Annotated in this window: 21 protein-coding genes and 1 rRNA gene; 12 read left to right on the top strand and 10 right to left on the bottom strand. The window is 59.8% G+C overall.

All coding sequences use genetic code 11. From position 1 onward, the window contains the following. Position 1 precedes the first annotated feature (1 nt). Positions 2-117: ribosomal RNA gene (rrf, locus tag WHJ28_RS15105) — 5S ribosomal RNA — on the top strand. Positions 118-251: 134 nt separating this feature from the next. Here rrf and WHJ28_RS15100 read toward each other — a convergent pair. The 10 genes from WHJ28_RS15100 to WHJ28_RS15055 form a co-directional block, all read right to left on the bottom strand. Beyond that, the gene (locus WHJ28_RS15100) at positions 252-2,006 is read right to left on the bottom strand and encodes an NADH-dependent [FeFe] hydrogenase, group A6 (RefSeq protein WP_340042892.1); all 1,755 of its coding nucleotides are present in this window, start codon (positions 2,004-2,006) and stop codon (positions 252-254) included. A gap of 14 nt (positions 2,007-2,020) precedes the next feature. Continuing rightward, positions 2,021-3,823, bottom strand: a complete 1,803-nt coding sequence (locus tag WHJ28_RS15095; RefSeq protein ID WP_340042891.1) for an NADH-ubiquinone oxidoreductase-F iron-sulfur binding region domain-containing protein — start codon at positions 3,821-3,823, stop codon at positions 2,021-2,023. Positions 3,824-3,837: 14 nt separating this feature from the next. Then, the gene (locus WHJ28_RS15090) at positions 3,838-4,206 is read right to left on the bottom strand and encodes a (2Fe-2S) ferredoxin domain-containing protein (RefSeq protein WP_087266401.1); all 369 of its coding nucleotides are present in this window, start codon (positions 4,204-4,206) and stop codon (positions 3,838-3,840) included. After that, a complete protein-coding gene (locus WHJ28_RS15085; protein ID WP_340042890.1) occupies positions 4,203-4,760 on the bottom strand; it encodes an ATP-binding protein in 558 nt (185 codons plus the stop codon). The genes WHJ28_RS15090 and WHJ28_RS15085 overlap by 4 nt, the downstream gene beginning before the upstream one ends. Positions 4,761-4,826: 66 nt before the next feature. Then, positions 4,827-5,321 (bottom strand): NADH-quinone oxidoreductase subunit NuoE, encoded by a 495-nt coding sequence (gene nuoE, locus WHJ28_RS15080; RefSeq protein ID WP_087187457.1) that lies wholly within the window; start codon positions 5,319-5,321, stop codon positions 4,827-4,829. A gap of 287 nt (positions 5,322-5,608) precedes the next feature. Further along, positions 5,609-6,319 (bottom strand): PHP domain-containing protein, encoded by a 711-nt coding sequence (locus WHJ28_RS15075; protein ID WP_340042889.1) that lies wholly within the window; start codon positions 6,317-6,319, stop codon positions 5,609-5,611. A 353-nt stretch (positions 6,320-6,672) separates the two neighbouring features. Next, on the bottom strand, positions 6,673-7,005 hold the full coding sequence (locus tag WHJ28_RS15070) for a DRTGG domain-containing protein (protein ID WP_340042888.1): 333 nt from the start codon (positions 7,003-7,005) through the stop codon (positions 6,673-6,675). Positions 7,006-7,077: 72 nt separating this feature from the next. Then, positions 7,078-8,403 (bottom strand): [Fe-Fe] hydrogenase large subunit C-terminal domain-containing protein, encoded by a 1,326-nt coding sequence (locus tag WHJ28_RS15065; RefSeq protein WP_340042887.1) that lies wholly within the window; start codon positions 8,401-8,403, stop codon positions 7,078-7,080. A 35-nt stretch (positions 8,404-8,438) separates the two neighbouring features. After that, on the bottom strand, positions 8,439-8,864 hold the full coding sequence (locus WHJ28_RS15060) for an ATP-binding protein (protein WP_340042886.1): 426 nt from the start codon (positions 8,862-8,864) through the stop codon (positions 8,439-8,441). Next, entirely contained in the window at positions 8,851-9,207 is a 357-nt protein-coding gene (locus tag WHJ28_RS15055; RefSeq protein ID WP_340042885.1) for a DRTGG domain-containing protein, read from the bottom strand. The genes WHJ28_RS15060 and WHJ28_RS15055 overlap by 14 nt, the downstream gene beginning before the upstream one ends. Positions 9,208-9,474: 267 nt before the next feature. On the opposite strand from WHJ28_RS15055, the gene serC reads away from it, so the two are divergent. The 11 genes from serC (at position 9,475) to WHJ28_RS15000 (ending at position 18,621) form a co-directional block, all read left to right on the top strand. Continuing rightward, positions 9,475-10,560 carry a 3-phosphoserine/phosphohydroxythreonine transaminase gene (serC, locus tag WHJ28_RS15050; RefSeq protein WP_340042884.1) on the top strand — a complete coding sequence of 362 codons (1,086 nt, stop codon included), beginning with the start codon at positions 9,475-9,477 and terminating at the stop codon, positions 10,558-10,560. A gap of 17 nt (positions 10,561-10,577) precedes the next feature. Further along, a complete protein-coding gene (locus tag WHJ28_RS15045) occupies positions 10,578-11,747 on the top strand; it encodes a phosphoglycerate dehydrogenase (RefSeq protein ID WP_340042883.1) in 1,170 nt (389 codons plus the stop codon). Between the two features lie 251 nt (positions 11,748-11,998). Further along, positions 11,999-12,817 (top strand): bifunctional hydroxymethylpyrimidine kinase/phosphomethylpyrimidine kinase, encoded by an 819-nt coding sequence (gene thiD / locus WHJ28_RS15040; RefSeq protein ID WP_340042882.1) that lies wholly within the window; start codon positions 11,999-12,001, stop codon positions 12,815-12,817. Next, the gene (gene thiW / locus WHJ28_RS15035; protein ID WP_340042881.1) at positions 12,814-13,326 is read left to right on the top strand and encodes an energy coupling factor transporter S component ThiW; all 513 of its coding nucleotides are present in this window, start codon (positions 12,814-12,816) and stop codon (positions 13,324-13,326) included. The genes thiD and thiW overlap by 4 nt, the downstream gene beginning before the upstream one ends. A 5-nt stretch (positions 13,327-13,331) precedes the next feature. Beyond that, on the top strand, positions 13,332-14,168 hold the full coding sequence (gene thiM, locus WHJ28_RS15030; protein WP_340042880.1) for a hydroxyethylthiazole kinase: 837 nt from the start codon (positions 13,332-13,334) through the stop codon (positions 14,166-14,168). Then, positions 14,149-14,808 carry a thiamine phosphate synthase gene (gene thiE / locus WHJ28_RS15025; RefSeq protein WP_340042879.1) on the top strand — a complete coding sequence of 220 codons (660 nt, stop codon included), beginning with the start codon at positions 14,149-14,151 and terminating at the stop codon, positions 14,806-14,808. Before thiM ends, thiE begins: the two co-directional genes overlap by 20 nt. Continuing rightward, complete coding sequence (locus WHJ28_RS15020) at positions 14,801-15,439, top strand: HAD family hydrolase (RefSeq protein ID WP_340042878.1); 639 nt, start codon at positions 14,801-14,803, stop codon at positions 15,437-15,439. The genes thiE and WHJ28_RS15020 overlap by 8 nt, the downstream gene beginning before the upstream one ends. Next, positions 15,436-16,095, top strand: a complete 660-nt coding sequence (gene tenA / locus WHJ28_RS15015) for a thiaminase II (protein ID WP_340042877.1) — start codon at positions 15,436-15,438, stop codon at positions 16,093-16,095. The genes WHJ28_RS15020 and tenA overlap by 4 nt, the downstream gene beginning before the upstream one ends. Next, positions 16,041-16,853 (top strand): ABC transporter ATP-binding protein, encoded by an 813-nt coding sequence (locus tag WHJ28_RS15010; protein ID WP_340042876.1) that lies wholly within the window; start codon positions 16,041-16,043, stop codon positions 16,851-16,853. The genes tenA and WHJ28_RS15010 overlap by 55 nt, the downstream gene beginning before the upstream one ends. Then, positions 16,850-17,605, top strand: coding sequence for an ABC transporter permease (locus tag WHJ28_RS15005; RefSeq protein WP_340042875.1), 756 nt, complete (start codon positions 16,850-16,852; stop codon positions 17,603-17,605). Before WHJ28_RS15010 ends, WHJ28_RS15005 begins: the two co-directional genes overlap by 4 nt. Before the next feature lie 20 nt (positions 17,606-17,625). Further along, positions 17,626-18,621 carry an ABC transporter substrate-binding protein gene (locus tag WHJ28_RS15000; protein ID WP_340042874.1) on the top strand — a complete coding sequence of 332 codons (996 nt, stop codon included), beginning with the start codon at positions 17,626-17,628 and terminating at the stop codon, positions 18,619-18,621. Positions 18,622-18,654: the final 33 nt, after the last annotated feature.

Below are 18,654 nucleotides of genomic sequence, written 5' to 3'. Positions count from 1 at the left end.
AGTTGGTGTTGATTGCGGTGAGGGTCCACCCGTTCCCATCCCGAACACGGAAGTTAAGCTCACCTGCGCCGAAAATACTTGTCTGGAGACGGACCGGGAAGATAGGTAACGCCAACACAGGAAGCGGACAGTGTAAGCTGTCCGCTTTTTGCTGTTGTTGATATTTTTGTGTAAAATCCATGTCTCAGCATTTCCTATTTAGAAGACGGAAGGCCCCCGCCGCTGGCGGGGGCCTTCCGTCTGTATTCCCTTTATACTCGATAACGCTTCTGCTTGATGTAGGAGCAGTGGAGCAGGGCGTGGGCCAGAGGGCTGCCAGGCTCGCCCAGATAGCTGTGGTAGACGGTCTGGACTACCGGATTCTTGTGGCTGCGGCGATACTCCATATCCTGATCCTGTCTGTAGAGGGCGGCGGCACGCAGCGCTTTGACGTCGGTAAAATTGCGTACGTCAGCGTGCTGGATGGGCTGTCCGCCACCGTTGATGCAGCCGCCGGGACAGGCCATGAATTCCACGAAGTCGTAATGCAGGGTGCCGTCCTTAATGCCATCCAGCACCAGCTTCACGTTGTGGAGGCCGGAGGCCACACACACACGGACGGTGCGGCCGGGAAGCTCATAGCTGGCCTCCTTGACGCCCTCCATACCGCGGACCTCGTGGTACTCCAGGGGCGCCATACCGTCGCCGGTCAGTTCCTCCACCACAGTGCGGAGCGCTGCTTCCATAACACCGCCGGAGGCGCCAAAGATGGTGGCGGCACCAGTGGAGATGCCCAGCATCTCATCAAATTCGCTGTCAGGCAGGTGATCGAAGAGCATTCCGGCCTGGGTGATCATGCGGCCCAGCTCACGGGTGGTGAGAGACACGTCCACCGGCATACAGCCATTGGGCAGACGCTGCTCCTCCCGGCGGACCTCGTACTTTTTGGCGGTACAGGGCATGACAGATACCACGAAGATATCGTGGGGATCGATGCCGGCCTGCTCGGCGTAGTAGGTCTTGACCAGTGCGCCGAACATCTGTTGGGGAGAGCGGCAGGTGGATACGTTGCGGATCATCTCAGGGGCGTGCTGCTCCATATACCGGATCCAACCGGGGGAACAGGAGGTGATGAGGGGGAGTACTCCGTCGCCCCGCAGCCGGTGGAGGAACTCGGTGCCCTCTTCCATAATGGTGAAGTCGGCAGCGGTATCCACATCGAACACCTTGTCAAAGCCCAAGCGGCGCAGGGCGGTGACCATTTTGCCCTCCACGTTGGTGCCGATGGGCAGGCCGAAGCACTCACCCAGGGTGATGCGGATGGAGGGGGCGGGACCCACCACCACGTGTTTGGAGGGATCGGCCAGGGCGGCCAATACCTTGCCGGTATCATCCTTTTCGGACAGCGCGCCGGTGGGGCAGGCCACGATGCACTGACCGCAGGAAACACAGTCTACTTCATTCAGATCCCGATCAAAGGCGCAGCCAATGTGGGTGGAAAAGCCTCGGTCATTGGGACCGATGACGCCCACCTCCTGGGTGGCCCGGCACACAGCGGTACAGCGGCGACAGAGAACGCACTTGGAGTTGTCCCGTACCAAGTGGGGGGCGGAGTCTTCAATCTGAGGATACATATTGTCGCTGGCATAGCGCACCGCGTCGATACCCAGATCGCTGGCCAGCTGAAGCAGCTCACAGTGGCTGTTCCGAGCACAGGTCAGGCAATCCATGCGGTGGTTGGACAGGATCAGCTCCAGGGTGAGTTGTCGGGATTTGCGGACCCGTTCCGTGTTGGTGTATACTTCCATACCTTCGGCTACGGGGTAAACGCAGGAGGCAACCAGGCTTTTGGCGCCCTTGACCTCCACCACGCAGATGCGGCAGGCGCCGATCTCGTTGACATCCTTCAGAAAGCACAGAGAAGGAATATTAAAGCCTGCGGAACGAGCTGCTTCCAGTACCGTGGTCCCAGCGGGAACAGTGACGGGAATATCGTTGATGCGCAGAGATACCATCTTTTCGTCCATGTCCGTTCCCTCCCTTACTGCTTGCTGATGGCGCCAAAGCGGCAGTGATCCATACAGGCGCCGCACTTGATGCACTTGGACTGGTTGATGATATGGGGGGCCCGCACCGCGCCGGAGATGGCGCCGGTGGGACAGCCCTGGGCACAGCGGGTACAGCCCTTACACTTGGCAGGATCCACCACATACTGGATCAGAGCCTTACACACGCCGGCAGGACAGCGCTTCTCGTAAATGTGGGCCTCGTACTCCTCCCGGAAGTGCTTTAGCGTGGAGAGCACCGGGTTGGGGGCGGTCTGACCCAGACCGCACAGGGCGGACTGCTTGATGTGGTTGCACAGCTCCTCGATGGTGTCCAGATCCTCCGGCTCGCCATTGCCTTCGGTGATCTTGGTGAGCAGGCCCAGCAACCGCTTGGTGCCGATCCGGCAGGGGGCGCACTTGCCGCAGGACTCGTCCACAATGAACTCCAGATAGAACTTGGCGATGTCCACCATGCAGTTATCTTCATCCATGACGATGAGGCCGCCGGAGCCCATCATGGAGCCGATGGAGGCCAGGGACTCGTAGTCGATGGGGGTATCAATGAGAGAAGCGGGGATACAGCCCCCGGAGGGGCCGCCGGTCTGGGCGGCCTTAAATTTCTTGCCGCCGGGGACGCCGCCGCCGATGTCTTCCACCACCGTACGAAGGGTGGTACCCATGGGGACCTCCACCAGACCGGTGTTGGTGATCTTGCCGCCCAGAGCAAAGACCTTGGTGCCCTTGCTCTTCTCGGTGCCGATGGCGGCGAAAGCCTCGGCTCCGTGGTTGAAGATCCAGGTGATGTTGGCGTAGGTCTCCACGTTGTTGAGCAGGGTGGGCCGGTCAAACAGGCCCTTGACAGCGGGGAAGGGGGGGCGGGTTTTGGGTTCGCCACGGTGACCCTCGATAGAACGCATGAGGGCAGTCTCCTCGCCGCAGACGAAGGCGCCGGCGCCCAGCCGCAGTTCCAGATCAAAGTCAAAGCCGGAATCAAAGATGTTCTTGCCCAGCAGGCCGTACTCCTTGGCCTGGGCAATGGCGGTCTCCAGCCGTTTGACGGCGATGGGGTACTCGGCCCGGACATAGATGTAGCCCTGGTGAGCGCCAACAGCGTAGCCGGCGATGGTCATGGCTTCAATAATCGTGTGGGGGTCGCCCTCCAGCACGGAGCGGTCCATGAATGCGCCGGGGTCGCCCTCGTCGGCGTTGCAGCAGACATACTTGATGCCGTCAGGGCTGACCGCATCGTGGGTAAACTGCCACTTCAGACCGGTGGGGAAGCCGGCACCACCCCGGCCACGGAGGCCGGAGGCCAGCACGGTATCGATGACCTGCTGAGGCGGGATCTGCTCCGTGAGGATCTTACCCAGGGCGGCATAGCCGTCCACGCCGATGTACTCGTCAATACTTTCAGGATTGATGACGCCGCAGTTGCGCAGCGCGATGCGCTGCTGATGCTTATAGAACTGGGTTTCGGTCAGAGAGGTGACAGCACCCTCTTCACCGCTGTTTTTGTTGAGCAGACGCTTGACAATACGGCCCTTGACGATATGCTCGGAGACGATCTCCTCCACGTCGTCTACGGTAACGTGGGTATAGCAGGCACCCTCGGGATAGATAGTGACGATAGGACCCAGAGCGCACAGGCCAAAACAGCCGGTGCGAACTACCTTGGCCTCCTTTTCCATGCCCTGCGCCACAAGCTGCTTTTCAAACTCCTCTATGATTTTCAGGCTGTTGGAGGAGGAGCAGCCGGTGCCGGTACAGACCAGGATGTGGGAACGGATAAAACTCATCTCTTCACCCTCCCTTATTCGGCTGCGCCGATGGTGTAGTCTTCCACCACCCGGCCGTTGACCAGATGCTCACTGACAATGGAGGCTACCTTGTCGGGCGTCATCTTCACATAGGTGACCTTTTCCTGACCAGGCACATAGACCTCCACGATGGGCTCCAGACGGCAGACGCCGATGCAGCCGGTCTGGGATACCGTTACATTCTTCAGGTCCCGCTTATTTACTTCCTCAAGCAAAGCGTTGAGAACAGGGCGGGCGCCGGCGGCGATGCCGCAGGTGGCCATACCAACCACAACGCGGATGCGGTCGTCCCCGGCGTCCCGCAGATCGATCTGGCTGCGCATCCGATCCCGGATGGCCTGCAGTTCTGCAAGTGTTTTCATGCTTTCATCCCCTTATTTTCTCGTAACAGCATTTCTTGTTCCTGAAGATAATCCCTGATCCAGAGGATGACCTCCGGCTCCGCCAGGGAGATATGAGGTCCCAGCTGGGCCCGCAGTTCTTCTGTGGTCAGCTGGAAACAGTTGTTATTAATGGTGTGGATGTAGTGCAGCTCCAGCTGGGGCGTGCCCTGGAGCAGGAGGGTGATGGTACCGGCCATGTCGCCTACTGGCGGACAATCGATATGAGTGGGGCGGAAAAGAGCGTTGACGGTGGTCCCCATGCCCTCCGTGCTGTGAATGGTCAGGCTGCCGCCGGTTTGCTCCACAGCCATGCGAAGCAGCGGGATCCCCAATCCCATCTTTCTGGTGGTACGAGTGGTGGTGAAGGGATCGCTGATCTGGGCCAGCAGTTCCGGACTCATGCCCTTGCCGTTGTCCACGATGGTGAAGGTGATGGACTCAGGCGTTTCCGACACAGTGAGCTCTACCAGAGAGGCCTTGGCGGAAATGGAGTTCTGGGCAATATCCAGAATATACAGCGCAATTTCTTTCACGTTCGTTACCTCCGTGGCCAGACTGACACACTGTGCGGCTCCTCCGCACACCTCCGCGCTTCTTCCTTACTTATACATATCCAGAATGGGACCCACCTGGTCGGGGGTGAGACGGCCGTACACGTCGTTGTTGATCATCATCACGGGAGCCAGACCACAGGCGCCTACGCAGCGGCAGGAGTCCAGAGAGAACTTGCCGTCGGCGGTGATAGAGCCGGGGACGATGCCCAGTTTCTGTTCCACCGCGTTCAAAATAGCGGCGGCACCCTTAACATAGCAGGCGGTGCCCAGACAGACAGAAATTTGATATTTTCCCTTGGGGTTCAGGGTGAACTGAGCATAAAAAGAGGCCACCCCGTACACTTCGGACAGAGGAATCTCCAGACCTTCCGCCACAATGATCTGAACTTCTTCAGGCAGATAGCCGAAGATTTCCTGGGCGGCCTGGAGAACAGGCATAGTAGCGCCTGGCTGTCCCTTGTGCTCGGCGATGACCTTCCGCAGGCGTTCTTCCTGCTCCGGTGTCCCACGATAGGGGACCACAGTCTTGCAGTTTGGCATAGGTGCGTCCTTCCTTTCTGAAACAATTAGTTTAGTTTCACTTTTCAAAGCATTATTATAGCGGAAAAAAGCTATTTGTAAAGACTTTCCATAGTTAAAAATGAAAAACCATTGAGTTTAATTTGAAGTATTGCACAAAAAGATGGGGGATAAAAAACAGCCCTGTTGTTGCATCGGTACTTTTTCTGATGAGAAGAAAATACGGATGGGGCCAACAGGGCAATCGTTACTTTATGGAAAGTATAGCACATCAAACTTTGCTTGTAAAGAAAGTTGTCCAGAGCGGGTTAGACCCGGCAGGACAGGCGCTGGATTACGGCCTGGGGAGTACATTCCGGAAGGTCCAGCATATGTTCCGCACCCCACACCTGATCCAGATAGTGGGCATCGGAATTGGTGAGCAGCAGCAGGTCCTTCAGATCAGGCCGCTGGGGCAGCTCCGGGGGGCAGCGGTGGGACAACTCCGCGGCGGAGAAGCCCATGTCAGGGTCCCAAAGACCCAATACCCCCAGCAGGGAGAAGGAGGGGCGGTCGATGTGGGAAGGAAAGGCGGTGCCGCCCCAGTGGGACACCAGACGAGGGACCTCATAGAGGGGAATATCGGTGCTGCCGGCCAGAAAGGCGGTTTCCTCGCCCAGAATACCATCCTCGTCGTCCATGAGCAGCTGTTTACCGAACCGGTCGGGATTATTGCGGATAGGAGGGAGGTGCCTGCCAATCTCCCGGGAGAAGTCTTCCGCCCGCTCTGGGTCAGGGAAGAGGCAGACCACATGGATCTCCTCCTGGGTACATAGCTCCATGCCGGCCAAAGCTGTGAGGCCGTGGGCCTGGGCGGCCCGGCAGAAGGAGGCGCAGTTGCCGCAGCTGTTGTGGTCGGTGAGGGCTACGATCTCCAGCCCGGCCAGAGCACACATCGCGGCCAGATTGGCGGGGGTCATCTCGTCGCTGCCGCAGGGCGACAGACAGGAGTGTAAATGTAGATCATAATAAAACTGCACGGAGATACCCCCTTTTGGACATAGAGAGATATACGGGTCTGTCGCCCATCCGCGCCGCAGGCGCGTCCAAGTGTTTTTACCGCAGGTAAAAACCTTGCCGCAGGGTGGATTTATTCCGCCCGAGGAAGTGAAAAAAGGGGCCCCCGCGGGGCTGTCGCCCATCCGCACCGCAGGCGCGTCCAAGTGTTTTTACCGCAGGTAAAAACCTTGCCGCAGGGCGGATTTATTCCGCCCGAGGAAGTGAAAAAAGGGGCCCCCGCGGGGCTGTCGCCCCGTGGGGTGATAGGCAGGAATGTAAATGAAGATCGTAATAAAATTGCATAGAGAGCCCCCCCTCTCCAATCATGATGGGATCAGGCCAGCAGCTGCCCCAAGCGGCAGGCGGCGGCAAAGGTATCCTGACCTGCTCCCAGCAGGTTTACCTCTTTTTCCTGGGCACGGCGGAGCAGATCGGCATCAGGCTGGACCCCTTCCGTGAGAATTACACAGGCTACATCGGCCATCAGAGCCACAGCGGCCACGTTCTGGTTGGACATGATGGTCAGCCAGGCGCAGTCCTGACCGGCACGGCCCATGACCCAGCTGAGCAGGTCACCTACATAGCCGCCGGTCACCGAACGCTCCGGCTGAGCCAGGTGGAATACCGTCAGCTCCATGGAATGGATCAATTCCTGTACTGTCATCATCCTATGCCTCCTTTGGTTGGTGAAACAAAAGGGCGCGTCACAGAGAAACAGTTCTGCAACGCGCCCAATGGCCTACTTGTTCGATGGTTTCGGTTGACAGCGGCGGAAGGGGGGCGGCAGATAATCGTCCGCTTCCTCTTTGCCGGCCATGGAGCGCATCCGCTCCCGTACCTTGAAGATACAATCCTCCACTGTAGCCCGGCCCAAAATTACATCCTCGGCAAAGGCGTGGCAGGACGGGGCGCCGCAGGACCCGCAGTGGAGCCCGGGCAGGTGGGACTCCAGCTCCTGGATCCGCAGCTGCTTGTTCAGGGCGGCACCCAGGTCCTGATCCAGAACAAAAGTGGGTAAGTACTGTAATTCCTTGTCCCGCCGGACGATATCCCGTTCCGCGCCTTCAAACCGGAAGCGATTCCGGGATACAGGCTGACCTTTCATCAGACTTTTCAGACGCATCTTGGAGGCGTAGGGATTTTCCACTGTAAAGCACCCGCCCACGCACCCCTGGGTGCAGGCGGACAACTCCAGGAAATCGGCCTCCGGAAGACGGCCGTCCTCAATCTCCTCCAGCATCCGGATCACGTTGTTGATGCCGTCCACCGCCACACAGCGCTCCCGCAGCCGGGCGGCGCTCTCTCCACCGCAGGAAGCCCAGCCCATTCCAATGATGCCGGCGGAAGTCATAGGCTCCACGCTCTCCAGATGTTTCATGGGGCTGAGCAGCCGCAGATAGATGTCCCGGATGGCAAAGGCGCCGTCCAGCACCGGCTGGCTCAGGCCCTCGGACTCCCGGGCGGCGGTCACCTTGGAGGAGCAGGGGACGATGGCAAAGACACCGATCCGCTCCGGCGGCAGGCCGGTTTCCTCCGCTGCCTCCCGTCGTGCCAGAATGGCCGCCAGCTCCATGGGCAGGATGGTGCAGGCCACATGGCCCATCAGCTTGGGAAAGCGCATCCGGATGAGTCGGAGTACAGTAGGGCAGGAGGAGGAGATCAGCGGCGTAACGGAGGCCGGACCCTGGCAGATACACTGGCGCTCAAAATCGGAGAGCATCTCAGCGGCCTTGGCCACCTCGTAGACCTTGTGAAAGCCGATCTGCAAGAGGGCGTTGAGCACAATATCAATGTTGTCCAGATTGTGGAATTGCCCATAGAGCGCAGGCTCCGGCAGGGCAACACAGTATTCATACCGGGACAATACGTCCAGGCTGTCGCCCACCGATTTGATGGCCTTGTGAGGACAGATGCGGATACACTCGCCGCAGTCAATGCAGCGGTCGGGCAAAATGGTGGCCTTGCGGCCCCGGACGCGGATGGCCTCGGTGGGGCAGCCTTTGATGCAGGAGGTGCAGCCCCGGCAGCGGCGGCTGTCCAGTACCACGGAATGCTTCATGGCCATGGCACTGTCTTACCTCCCTTCGCCAGAGACCTGATTCACTGGGGGACCTTGATTCTGACCGTGACGGTGGTACCCTTGCCCACCTCGGTGTCAATGGTCATCTCGTCGGAATAGCGCTTCATGTTGGGCAGACCCATACCGGCGCCGAAGCCCAGCTCCCGGGCGGTGGAACCGGCGGTGGAGTAACCCTCCTGCATGGCCTGCTCTACATCGGGAATGCCGGGACCGGAATCGATCATGCGGATGACGATCTGGTCCATCTCCACCTCTACCTCGGCCTGGCCGCCGTCGGCGTGGATGACCATATTGATCTCGCCCTCATACATACAAATGGAGGCCCTGCGGATCACGTCCTGGGGCAGGCCCAGTTTTTTCAGGGTAAGCTTCATTTTGCTGGAGGCTTCGCCGGCCTCGATGAGGTCGCCCCCCTCCACAGGATACACCAGTCTAATCGTTTCCATCGCAATTCCCTCGCAATCCATTGTAGTAAAGCAGGCCGCAGGCCTCGTACATCCGCTTGGGGCAGGTCATGACCACGATGTCCCGTTCCTCGGCCAGACTGAGAATGTCCTTACCCGGTATCTTGCCCCGGACAAAGACGATACATTTCATCTCTACCATATCTGCCGTACGGATGACCTGCGGGTTGACCAGGCCCGTGAGCAAAAGAGCCTGATTCTTTACAAAAGCCAGCACATCGCTCATAAAATCGCTGCCGCAGGCGGACATGACCTCCCGGTCCAGACGATCCTCACCCCACAGTACCGTGGCATTCAGGATCTGTTTGATGTCGGAAAGCAGCATTGCCTTCTCCCCTTCCGTGGGAAAACTAAACTCTCAGTTCATGGGCATTGTACCACAAAACAACTGGAAGTGCAAAGGGTTCGTTGAATCTTTCACAAAGTTTTTGCGGTAAACTGCTTGGTTTTGGTGATTCCACGGTATTGACATGATGGCAGGTTGATGTCTATAATATACTTTATCAAGATAAAGCGGTCAACTGCTACAGTTCCAGAAATACCGCCATCTTGGAGTTTATTTTGAAATTTGGAATCAAGGAGGCCATCTATCATGGGTAACGAGCGAGTGTACAATTTCTCTGCGGGCCCGTCCATGCTGCCGCTGGAAGTGCTGGAGCGCGCCGGATCTGAAATCACCAATTATCAGGGTTCCGGTATGTCAGTCATGGAGATGAGTCACCGTTCCAAGGTGTTTCAGAAGATTTTTGACGATACCCAGGCCAAGTTCCGTAAGCTGATGAACGTGCCTGAGGGTTATAAGGTTTTGTTCCTCCAGGGCGGCGCATCCACCCAGTTTTCCATGGCGCCCCTGAACCTGATCGGCAAGACCGGCAAGGCCGACTATGCCGTTACCGGTAACTTCTCCAACATTGCCTACAAGGAGGCCAAGAAGTACGGCGAGATCAATCTGGCCGCCTCTTCCGCCGACAAGAACCATACCTACATCCCCACCCAGGACCAGCTGAAGCTGGACCCCGAGGCCAGCTATTTCTATTACTGCGCCAACAATACCATCTACGGCACCGAGTGGCAGTACGTCCCCGAGACCAATGGGGTACCTATTGTGTGCGATATGTCCTCTGATATTCTGTCCCGCCCGGTGGACGTGAGCAAGTACGGCATCATCTTTGCCGGCGCTCAGAAAAATATGGCCCCCGCCGGTCTGACGGTGGTCATCATCAAGGAGGAGCTGGCCGGCAACGAACTGCCCTACACCCCCCTGATGATGAACTACAAGACCATGATTGACAAGGATTCCATGTACAACACCCCGCCCTGCTGGTGCATCTACGTTCTGGGCCTGGTGCTGGACTGGCTGGAGTCCAAGGGCGGCATCCACGGCATGGAGGCCATTAAGCACGCCAAGGCCCAGATGCTGTACGATGTGATCGATAACTCCAAGCTGTTCACCTGCGCTGTGGAGCCTGGCTCCCGGTCCGACATGAACGTGGTGTTCCGCACCGGCAATGACGAGCTGGACGCCAAGTTTGTCAAGGAGAGCGTGGAGGCCGGCTTCACCAACCTGAAGGGCCACCGCTCCGTGGGCGGTATGCGGGCGTCCATCTACAATGCCATGCCTACTGAGGGTGTGGAAAAGCTGTGTGACTTCATCAAGGCATTCGATCAGAATCATTGACAGGAGGCATCGTTGTTATGTTTCGTATTAAGACACTGAACAAAATTTCCCCCGCCGGCCTGTCCGTGCTGGATCAGACCCGCTTCTCCGTCAGCGATGACGTGGAGAATGAGGACGGCATTCTGGTCCGCTCCGCCGATATGCACGAGTATCCGTTCCCCGACTCTCTGCGGGCCATTGCCCGTGCGGGCGCCGGCACCAACAATATCCCCATTGACCGCTGCTCCGAGGCGGGCGTGGTGGTGTTTAACACCCCCGGCGCCAACGCCAATGCGGTGAAGGAACTGGCCCTGTGTGCCCTGCTGCTGGCCTCCCGGAAGATCACCGCCGGTGCTGAGTGGGTCAAGGCCCAGGCCGGCGCCGGTGCTGACGTGGAGAAGGTGGTGGAGAAGGGCAAGAGCCAGTTTGTTGGCCCCGAGATCGCTGGCAAGACCCTGGGCGTGATCGGCCTGGGCGCCATCGGCGTGCAGGTGGCCAACATCGCCACCAAGCTGGGCATGACTGTCTACGGCTACGATCCCTTCCTTTCCGTGGACGCGGCCCTGTCCCTGTCCCGGATGGTCCACCGTGCCCTGGACCTGGAGACCATCTATAAAAACTGTGATTACATCACCCTCCATGTGCCTCAGACCCCTGAGACCCGCGGCATGATCAACGAGGACGCCTTCCACATGATGAAAGGCGGCGTACGCATCCTCAACCTGGCCCGGGGCGGTCTGGTCAACGACGATGATATGCTGGTGGCGCTGGAGTCCGGCAAGGTGGCCGCCTATGTTACCGATTTCCCCAACAACAAGATCCTTCAGGGCAAAAACGTCATTGCCATCCCCCACCTGGGTGCCTCCACCCCCGAGAGCGAGGAGAACTGCGCTGTCATGGCTGCCCAGGAGTTGAAGGATTACCTGGAAAACGGCAACATCAAGAACTCTGTCAACCTGCCCACCCTGGTACAGGAGTGGAGCGGTGTGGCCCGGCTGTGCATCATCCACCGGAATATCCCCGGCGCCATCGCCAACATCACCGGCCTGCTGTCCCGGGACGGCGTCAATGTGGAGAACATGACCAACAAGTCCAAGAAGGACTACGCTTACACCGTGGTGGACCTGGGCAGCCGCATCAGCGAGGCGGTGGCCGACGAGATCCGCGCCTTGGAGGGCGTGTTCCGCGTCCGGGTGCTCAATCATTGAGGATTGACAAAAAAGGCGAAACAAGTTAAAATCTTGCGTGCAAGGGAGCTTCCGCGAGGAGGCTGAGAGGAGGGGAGAGTCCCTCGACCTGACCTGATTTGGGTAATGCCAACGTAGGGACGCAGCACTATTTCCGTGCGGAGTCTCCTCCGTCCGGAGGAGTTTATTTCACGTACAGAAAAGCGGCAGGTCCCGTTGGGACCTGCCGCTTTTTTTGCGCCCTTGCCTATTAAGAGAAAGAAGGAACAATCATGAAATGTGTGCTGACCATTGCCGGCAGCGATTCCAGCGGCGGCGCCGGTATCCAGGCTGACCTCAAGACCATGACCTGCCTGGGGGTGTACGGGATGAGTGCCATCACCGCCCTCACCGCTCAGAATACCACCGGCGTCCAGGATGTGCTGGAGGCCACCCCGGAGTTTGTGGGGGAGCAACTGGACTGCATCTTTGAGGATATCCGGCCCCAGGCGGTAAAGATCGGTATGGTGTCCTCCGCTCCCATCATCCGGGCCATCGGCGCCAAGCTGCGGCAGTATGGTGCGGAAAATATCGTGGTGGACCCGGTGATGGTGTCCACCAGCGGCTCCGCCCTCATGCAGGATAGCGCCCTCACCGCCCTGATGGAGGAACTTTTCCCTCTGGCTTCCATCATTACTCCCAATATCCCTGAGGCCCAGCGGCTGTGCGGCTTCGCCATTGAGAGCGAGGCGGATATGCTGCGGGCCGCCGAGACCATCGGTAAGACCATAAAGGGTGCGGTGCTGGTGAAGGGCGGCCACCTGAACGACAGCGCCGACGACCTGCTGTGGCATAATGGTCAGGTTCACTGGTTCCGCGCTCCCCGGGTGGACAATCCCAATAACCACGGCTCCGGCTGCACCCTGTCCTCCGCCATCGCCTCCTTCCTGGCTCTGGGCGAGGATCTGCCTAATGCGGTACAGAAGGCCAAAGCCTACATCACCGCTGCCATGGAGGCCAAGCTGGATCTGGGCCAGGGCAGCGGCCCCCTGTGGCACAACTATGCCGTTCCGGCGGGAGGTGGCTTCCAACAGGGGAGGGGAGAGGCGTGAGGCAGCAGACAGCAGTCAAAAAGCTGGCGATCGCCAGCCTGCTCACCGCTGTGGCAGTGGTGGGCAGCCTGGTCTCCTTCCCAGTGCTGGGGTCCCGGTGTTCCCCGGTGCAGCACATGGTCAACATCCTGTGCGCCGTGTTTCTGGGCCCCTGGTATGGCGTGGCGTGTGCCTTTACCGCCAGTTTCCTGCGCAACCTGCTGGGCTTGGGCACTCTGCTCGCCTTTCCTGGCAGTATGGTGGGGGCTTTGGTGTGCGGCCTGACCTATTGGGGCACCCGTAATCTGGGAGCCACCTGCGTGGGTGAGGTCTTTGGAACCGGCATTCTGGGCGGCCTGGCCGCCTGGCCCATCGCCACCCTGATTTTGGGCCAGAGTGTGGCGGCGTACGCCTATATGGGCCCCTTCCTGATCTCCACCGTGGGCGGTGCCATCATTGCCGGGGCGGTGCTCTTTGCCCTGAAGCGCTCCGGCGGTCTGGACGTGATGCAGACTCTGGTCAGGCGGTGAAAGGCATGGAACGGATGGAATTTGCCGCCCTGCTGGGGGCGGTACGGAATAAAGCCCCTCTGGTCCAGTGCATCACCAACATTGTCACCGTCAACGACTGTGCCAACATCCTGCTGGCGGCGGGAGCCTCCGCCACCATGGCGCACCACCCTCTGGAGGTGGCGGACGCGGTGGCCGGTGTCCAGGCTCTGGTCCTCAACCTGGGGGCAGTGAGTGAACGGGAAGCTATGCTCATTGCCGGAAAAGAGGCCAACCGGCTGGGTGTGCCGGTGATCTTTGACCCGGTGGCCGCCGGTTTTACCGGCCTGCGGCGGGAAACTGCCAGAAAATTGTTGGAAGAGGTTCAGTTTGCCGTCATCCGGGGCAATGCCTCGGAAATTCGCTCACTCACCGAGGACAGGGAGGGGGGCAGCGGGGTGGACGTAGCCCAGGCTGACGCAGTGACCGAGTCCGGCCTGCCCCAGGCGGCGGAACTGGCCCGTACCCTGTCCAAACGAACCGGGGCGGCGGTGACACTCTCCGGAGCGGTGGATGTGATTGCCCAGGGGGAGAGGGTGCTCTTCCTCCGCAACGGCAGTCCCACCATGGCCCGCATTACCGGAAGCGGATGTATGCTGTCCGCCTTGACCGGAGCCTTCTGCGGAGCCAGCCCAGACAGGACCTTTGAAGCTGCCGCTGCCGCCGCCGCCAGTATTGCCCTGGCAGGCGAGCGGGCGGAGGAACTGCGGCTTAAAAAGGGGACGGGTAACGCCACCTTCCGGATCGATCTCATCGACAGCGTGTTCAACCTGACGGAAGAGCAACTGACACAAGGAGTGTGTTATGAAATTTACCAAGGATGAAATTCGGCAGGGCATGACCCTTTATGCCGTCACCGACCGGAGCTGGCTGGGGGATCGTACTCTGGCCCAGGTGGTGGAGGAGGTGCTGAAGGGGGGCGCAACCTTCCTTCAGCTGCGGGAGAAGGAGCTGGATCAGGCCGCTATTCTGTCGGAGGCCAAAGAGATCCAGGCCATTGCCGGGCGCTACCATGTGCCTTTTGTCATCAACGACAGCGTGGATATCGCTCTGGCCTGTGACGCTGACGGAGTCCATGTGGGCCAGGCCGATTTGATGGGCCGGGACGTGCGGGCCCTCATCGGACCGGACAAGATTTTGGGTATCACCGCCAACACCGTGGAGCTGGCGGTGGCGGCGGAGCGGGCCGGGGCCGACTACATCGGCGCTGGAGCGGTGTTTGGCACCACCACCAAGCAGAACGCCAAGAACCTGAGCCTGGATACCCTGAAAGCCATCTGCCAGGCGGTGTCCATTCCAGTGGTGGCCATCGGCGGCATCAATGCCCACAACCTGCCCAACCTGGTGGGAACAGGGGCGGCCGGGGCCGCCGTGGTGTCCGCCCTATTTGCCCAGAAGGACCCGGAGGAGGCCGCCCGCCGTATGCGGGCCCTGGCGGACAAGATGGTGGCCGCTCGTGAATAAAAAATTCTGCATTTTCGATATGGACGGCACTCTGGTGGACTCCATGCCCATCTGGAAGTCCCTGGGCAAGGACTACCTGGAGGCCAGGGGGCACCACCCCACCCAGGCCCAGCTGGCCGCCATGGGCCCTATGACCATGCTGGAGGGGGCAACCTTTCTCATGGAGACCTTTGGGATTGAAGGGCCGCCGGAGTACATTATTGAAGAGATGCACGCCGTTATGGAGGCCCACTACCGTACTGACATCCCTCTGAAGGCTGGTATCCAGGACTATCTGGCACATCTGAAACAGCAGGGGACCCGGATGTGCGTGGCCACGGCCACGGCGGAGCCTCTGGCCCGGGCCTGTCTGGAGCGGCTGGGGGTGGCACACTATTTTGATTTTATCCTCAGCTGCGAGACGGTAGGGAAGGGCAAAACCCAGCCCGACGTCTATCTGGAGGCGGCCCGCCGGATGGGGAGTACCCCGGCGGATACCGCCGTCTTTGAGGACGCCCTTTACGCCGCACGAACAGCCAAAGAGGCGGGATTTTATACCGTTGGAGTGCCGGAGGCGTCCTATGAGCAGGATTGGCCCGCCCTGGCTGCTCTGGCGGACGAGACCATCATGGATTGGAGGAAGGCGCTATGACGGTAACACAGCGGTTGTATGAGGCGGCAAAGCCCATCTGGCAGGCCTGCCACGACCACTCCTTTGTGAAAGGCATCAGGGACGGCACCCTGGACCGGGAGAAGTTCCGGCACTTTTTGCTTCAGGACTATCTCTACCTCTTTGACTATGCCAAGGTGTTTGCCTGGGGTGTGGTAAAGGCCAGGGACCCGGAACTGATGCGGTTTTTCTCCGCCAATGTGGACGCCATTCTGGGGGGCGAGATGAAAACCCACCGGGCCTACATGGCCAAGCTGGGCATTACCGAGGAGCAGGTGTTCCAGGTGAAGCCTGCCCTGCCCAACCTGTCCTACACCAGCTATATGCTCTCGGTGGCCGCCGCCGGCGGCCCGGCGGAGATCGTGGCCTCCATTCTGGCCTGCTCCTGGAGCTACGCCGAGATCGGCGCCCGGCTGGCTCAGATCCCGGTTGCAGCTGACCACCCCTTCTACGGCGAGTGGGTGCGGGGCTATTCCAGCGAGGAGTACCAGCGCACCAATGACGCTCTGGTGGAGCGCATGGATGCTCTGGCTCAGAATTGCACCGAGGAGGAGTATAAGCGGCTGGAGGATATCTTTGTGGCGTGCAGCAAGTACGAGCTGGGCTTCTGGGAGATGGCGTGGAGGCTGGAACGGTGAACGCCCTGGAATTTCGTCAGGTGTCCTATCGGTATCCCTCCGAGGACTTTGACATCATTGACAAGCTGTCCTTCCAGGTGGAGCCGGGCTCCTTCCACTGTGTGCTGGGAGTGAGCGGCTGCGGCAAGAGTACCATCTTCCGCATGACCAACGGCCTGCTCCAGCCCAAGGGCGGGGAGATCCTGGTGGACGGCGCTCCGATCGGGGGGCGGAAGCGGTACTGCGGCTATATGCCCCAGAAGGACCTGCTCTTCCCCTGGCGTACGGTGGGGGAGAACGTAGCTCTGCCCCTGGAGATCGCCGGAGGACTGTCTAAAGTGCAGCGGCGGCAGAAGGTGGAGGAAGCTCTGGCCGACGTGGGGCTGGAGGGCTGCTGTGACAAGATGCCGAACGAACTGTCCGGCGGAATGCGGCAGCGGGCTGCCTTTGCCCGCACCATGCTGACGGGCAGCGACCTGCTGCTGCTGGACGAGCCCTTTTCCGCCCTGGATTTTCTTACCCGCATCTCTATGCAGGAGTGGTTGCTGGACCAGTGGGAACGGCACAAAAAGACGATTTTGTTCATCACCCACGACGTGGAGGAGGCGGTGTTCCTCTCCTCCAGCGTGCTGGTGGTGGAATCCACCCCCATCCACACCCTGACGGAGATCCCGGTGCCTGCCGCTTTTCCACGGGACCGCTCCTGTCTCAAACAGCCGGAGATGGTGGAATTGAAGGAGCGTCTCATCATACTGCTGAGAAAGCAGGTGACGGTATGAAGAAAGCCTGCAAAGCCAATCTGCCTGCCCTCATTTTCCTGCTGGCCCTGGTGATGATTTGGCAAGCGGGGGCCATGGGCATGAATGCCTCCTACATCCTGCCCACCCCCCTTGAGATCCTCCAGCGGTTGTGGGAGCTGCGGGAACCCCTCTTTACCGTCCATCTGCCCGCCACCATGACGGTGACCGGCATCGGCCTGGCCATCTCCCTGGTACTGGGGCTGGCTTTGGCGGTGGCCATGGACGCCAGCAACATGGTGCGGCGGATGCTCTATCCCGTGGTGGTGGTGTCCCAGACCATCCCCACCACCGCCATTGCGCCGCTGTTTGTGCTGTGGTTCGGCTACGGCATCTGGAGCAAGGTGTTGGTGACGGTGCTTATCACCTTTTTCCCCATCACCATTACGGTGTATGACGGTCTGCGCTCCGCCAAGACGGAAATGGCCGAGCTGCTCCAGACCTACGGCGCCGCCCGTCGGGAGATCTTTTGGAAGATCAAGGCCCCCTGCGCCCTGCCCTACTTCTTCTCGGCCATCAAGATGGCGGTGCCCATGAGCATCATTGGAGCGGCCATTGGCGAATGGCTGGGGGCACAGAGTGGACTGGGCTACTTCTCCCGCCGGATGATGACCCAGCTGGATGGAGCGGGGGTGTTCGCGCCCATTGTGATCCTGTCGGTCACCGCTATGGCAGCGGTGGGGATTGTGGCCCTGCTGGAGCGGAAGTTCGTCCGCTGGCGGGGTGAGTCCTGATCAAGAAAGGAAAGAAGGATATGAAACGAATTGCTGCTTTTGCCCTGGCCGGGGCGCTCCTTCTGGCCGGCTGCTCCGCTCCCGCCGCCGGCGGACAGGACGGCCTGCGGGAGATCAGCGTGGTGCTGGACTGGTATCCCAATGCCCTCCATGCCTTTCTCTATGACGCCATTGAGAAGGGCTACTTCGAGGAGGAAGGGCTGAAGGTCAACATCCAGTTCCCCTCCAACGCCAACGACGCCATCTCACTGGTGGCCGCCGGTCAGGCGGAGATTGGCCTGTACTACCAGCAGGACGTGATCATCGCCCGGGCCAACCAGGATGTGTCGGTGAAGTCTATCGGCGCGGTGGTCCAGGGACCTCTGAACATCGTCCTCTCTCTGAAGGACAAGAACATTACCTCCCCGGAGGATCTGGTGGGCAAGACTGTGGGCTATGCGGGCACCGAGTTGTCCGAGGCCCTCATCCACTCCATCATGGCCTACGTTGGGGCTGATTCCAGCGATGTGACCCTCATCGATGTGGGCTTTGATCTGATGAGCTCCATGACCACCGGCAATGTGGACGCCACCATCGGCTGCCTGGTGAACCATGAGGTGCCCCAGCTGGAAAAGGAGGGGTTCGAGGTCAACTGGTTTGATCTGGACGACTACGGCGTGCCCACCTACTATGAGGGGGTGTTCTTGGCCAGCGATACCATGATCGAAGAGGAACCCAAGGTGTTAAAGGGTTTCCTGCGGGCCTGCGAGAAGGGTTTTGAGGATATGCAGGCCGACCCGGACGGCGTGCTCCAGATCCTGCTGGACAACCAGAACGAGGAGAACTTCCCTCTGTCCAAGACGGTGGAGCAGAAGAGCATGGCAACTCTGCTGCCCATGATGGAGACGGCGGATGCCCCCTTCCTGACCCAGAGCGCGGAGTGCTGGCAGGAAAACGTGGACTGGCTGCTCGGCGAAGGCCTGATCGACGAGGCCCCTGCGCTGGACCAGCTGTATGTGGATCTGCTGGGTGAGTGAAAAAAGACAGGCGGAAAGCCCGGCCCTAAACCA

Source organism: Flavonifractor porci, from assembly GCF_037572415.1.
Classification (GTDB): domain Bacteria; phylum Bacillota; class Clostridia; order Oscillospirales; family Oscillospiraceae; genus Flavonifractor; species Flavonifractor porci.
Note: the sequence above shows the minus strand (reverse complement) of the source record. Positions and strands in the feature narration are given on the sequence as shown.

Bases quoted from the DNA above. Each gene is read 5' to 3' on its own strand.
- WHJ28_RS15100 (WP_340042892.1), bottom strand. From the start codon at position 2,006: ATGGACGAAAAGATGGTATCTCTGCGCATCAACGATATTCCCGTCACT.
- WHJ28_RS15095 (WP_340042891.1), bottom strand. From the start codon at position 3,823: ATGAGTTTTATCCGTTCCCACATCCTGGTCTGTACCGGCACCGGCTGC.
- WHJ28_RS15090 (WP_087266401.1), bottom strand. From the start codon at position 4,206: ATGAAAACACTTGCAGAACTGCAGGCCATCCGGGATCGGATGCGCAGC.
- nuoE (WP_087187457.1), bottom strand. From the start codon at position 5,321: ATGCCAAACTGCAAGACTGTGGTCCCCTATCGTGGGACACCGGAGCAG.
- WHJ28_RS15070 (WP_340042888.1), bottom strand. From the start codon at position 7,005: ATGATGACAGTACAGGAATTGATCCATTCCATGGAGCTGACGGTATTC.
- WHJ28_RS15065 (WP_340042887.1), bottom strand. From the start codon at position 8,403: ATGGCCATGAAGCATTCCGTGGTACTGGACAGCCGCCGCTGCCGGGGC.
- WHJ28_RS15060 (WP_340042886.1), bottom strand. From the start codon at position 8,864: ATGGAAACGATTAGACTGGTGTATCCTGTGGAGGGGGGCGACCTCATC.
- WHJ28_RS15055 (WP_340042885.1), bottom strand. From the start codon at position 9,207: ATGCTGCTTTCCGACATCAAACAGATCCTGAATGCCACGGTACTGTGG.
- serC (WP_340042884.1), top strand. From the start codon at position 9,475: ATGGGTAACGAGCGAGTGTACAATTTCTCTGCGGGCCCGTCCATGCTG.
- WHJ28_RS15045 (WP_340042883.1), top strand. From the start codon at position 10,578: ATGTTTCGTATTAAGACACTGAACAAAATTTCCCCCGCCGGCCTGTCC.
- thiD (WP_340042882.1), top strand. From the start codon at position 11,999: ATGAAATGTGTGCTGACCATTGCCGGCAGCGATTCCAGCGGCGGCGCC.
- thiM (WP_340042880.1), top strand. From the start codon at position 13,332: ATGGAACGGATGGAATTTGCCGCCCTGCTGGGGGCGGTACGGAATAAA.
- thiE (WP_340042879.1), top strand. From the start codon at position 14,149: ATGAAATTTACCAAGGATGAAATTCGGCAGGGCATGACCCTTTATGCC.
- tenA (WP_340042877.1), top strand. From the start codon at position 15,436: ATGACGGTAACACAGCGGTTGTATGAGGCGGCAAAGCCCATCTGGCAG.
- WHJ28_RS15005 (WP_340042875.1), top strand. From the start codon at position 16,850: ATGAAGAAAGCCTGCAAAGCCAATCTGCCTGCCCTCATTTTCCTGCTG.
- WHJ28_RS15000 (WP_340042874.1), top strand. From the start codon at position 17,626: ATGAAACGAATTGCTGCTTTTGCCCTGGCCGGGGCGCTCCTTCTGGCC.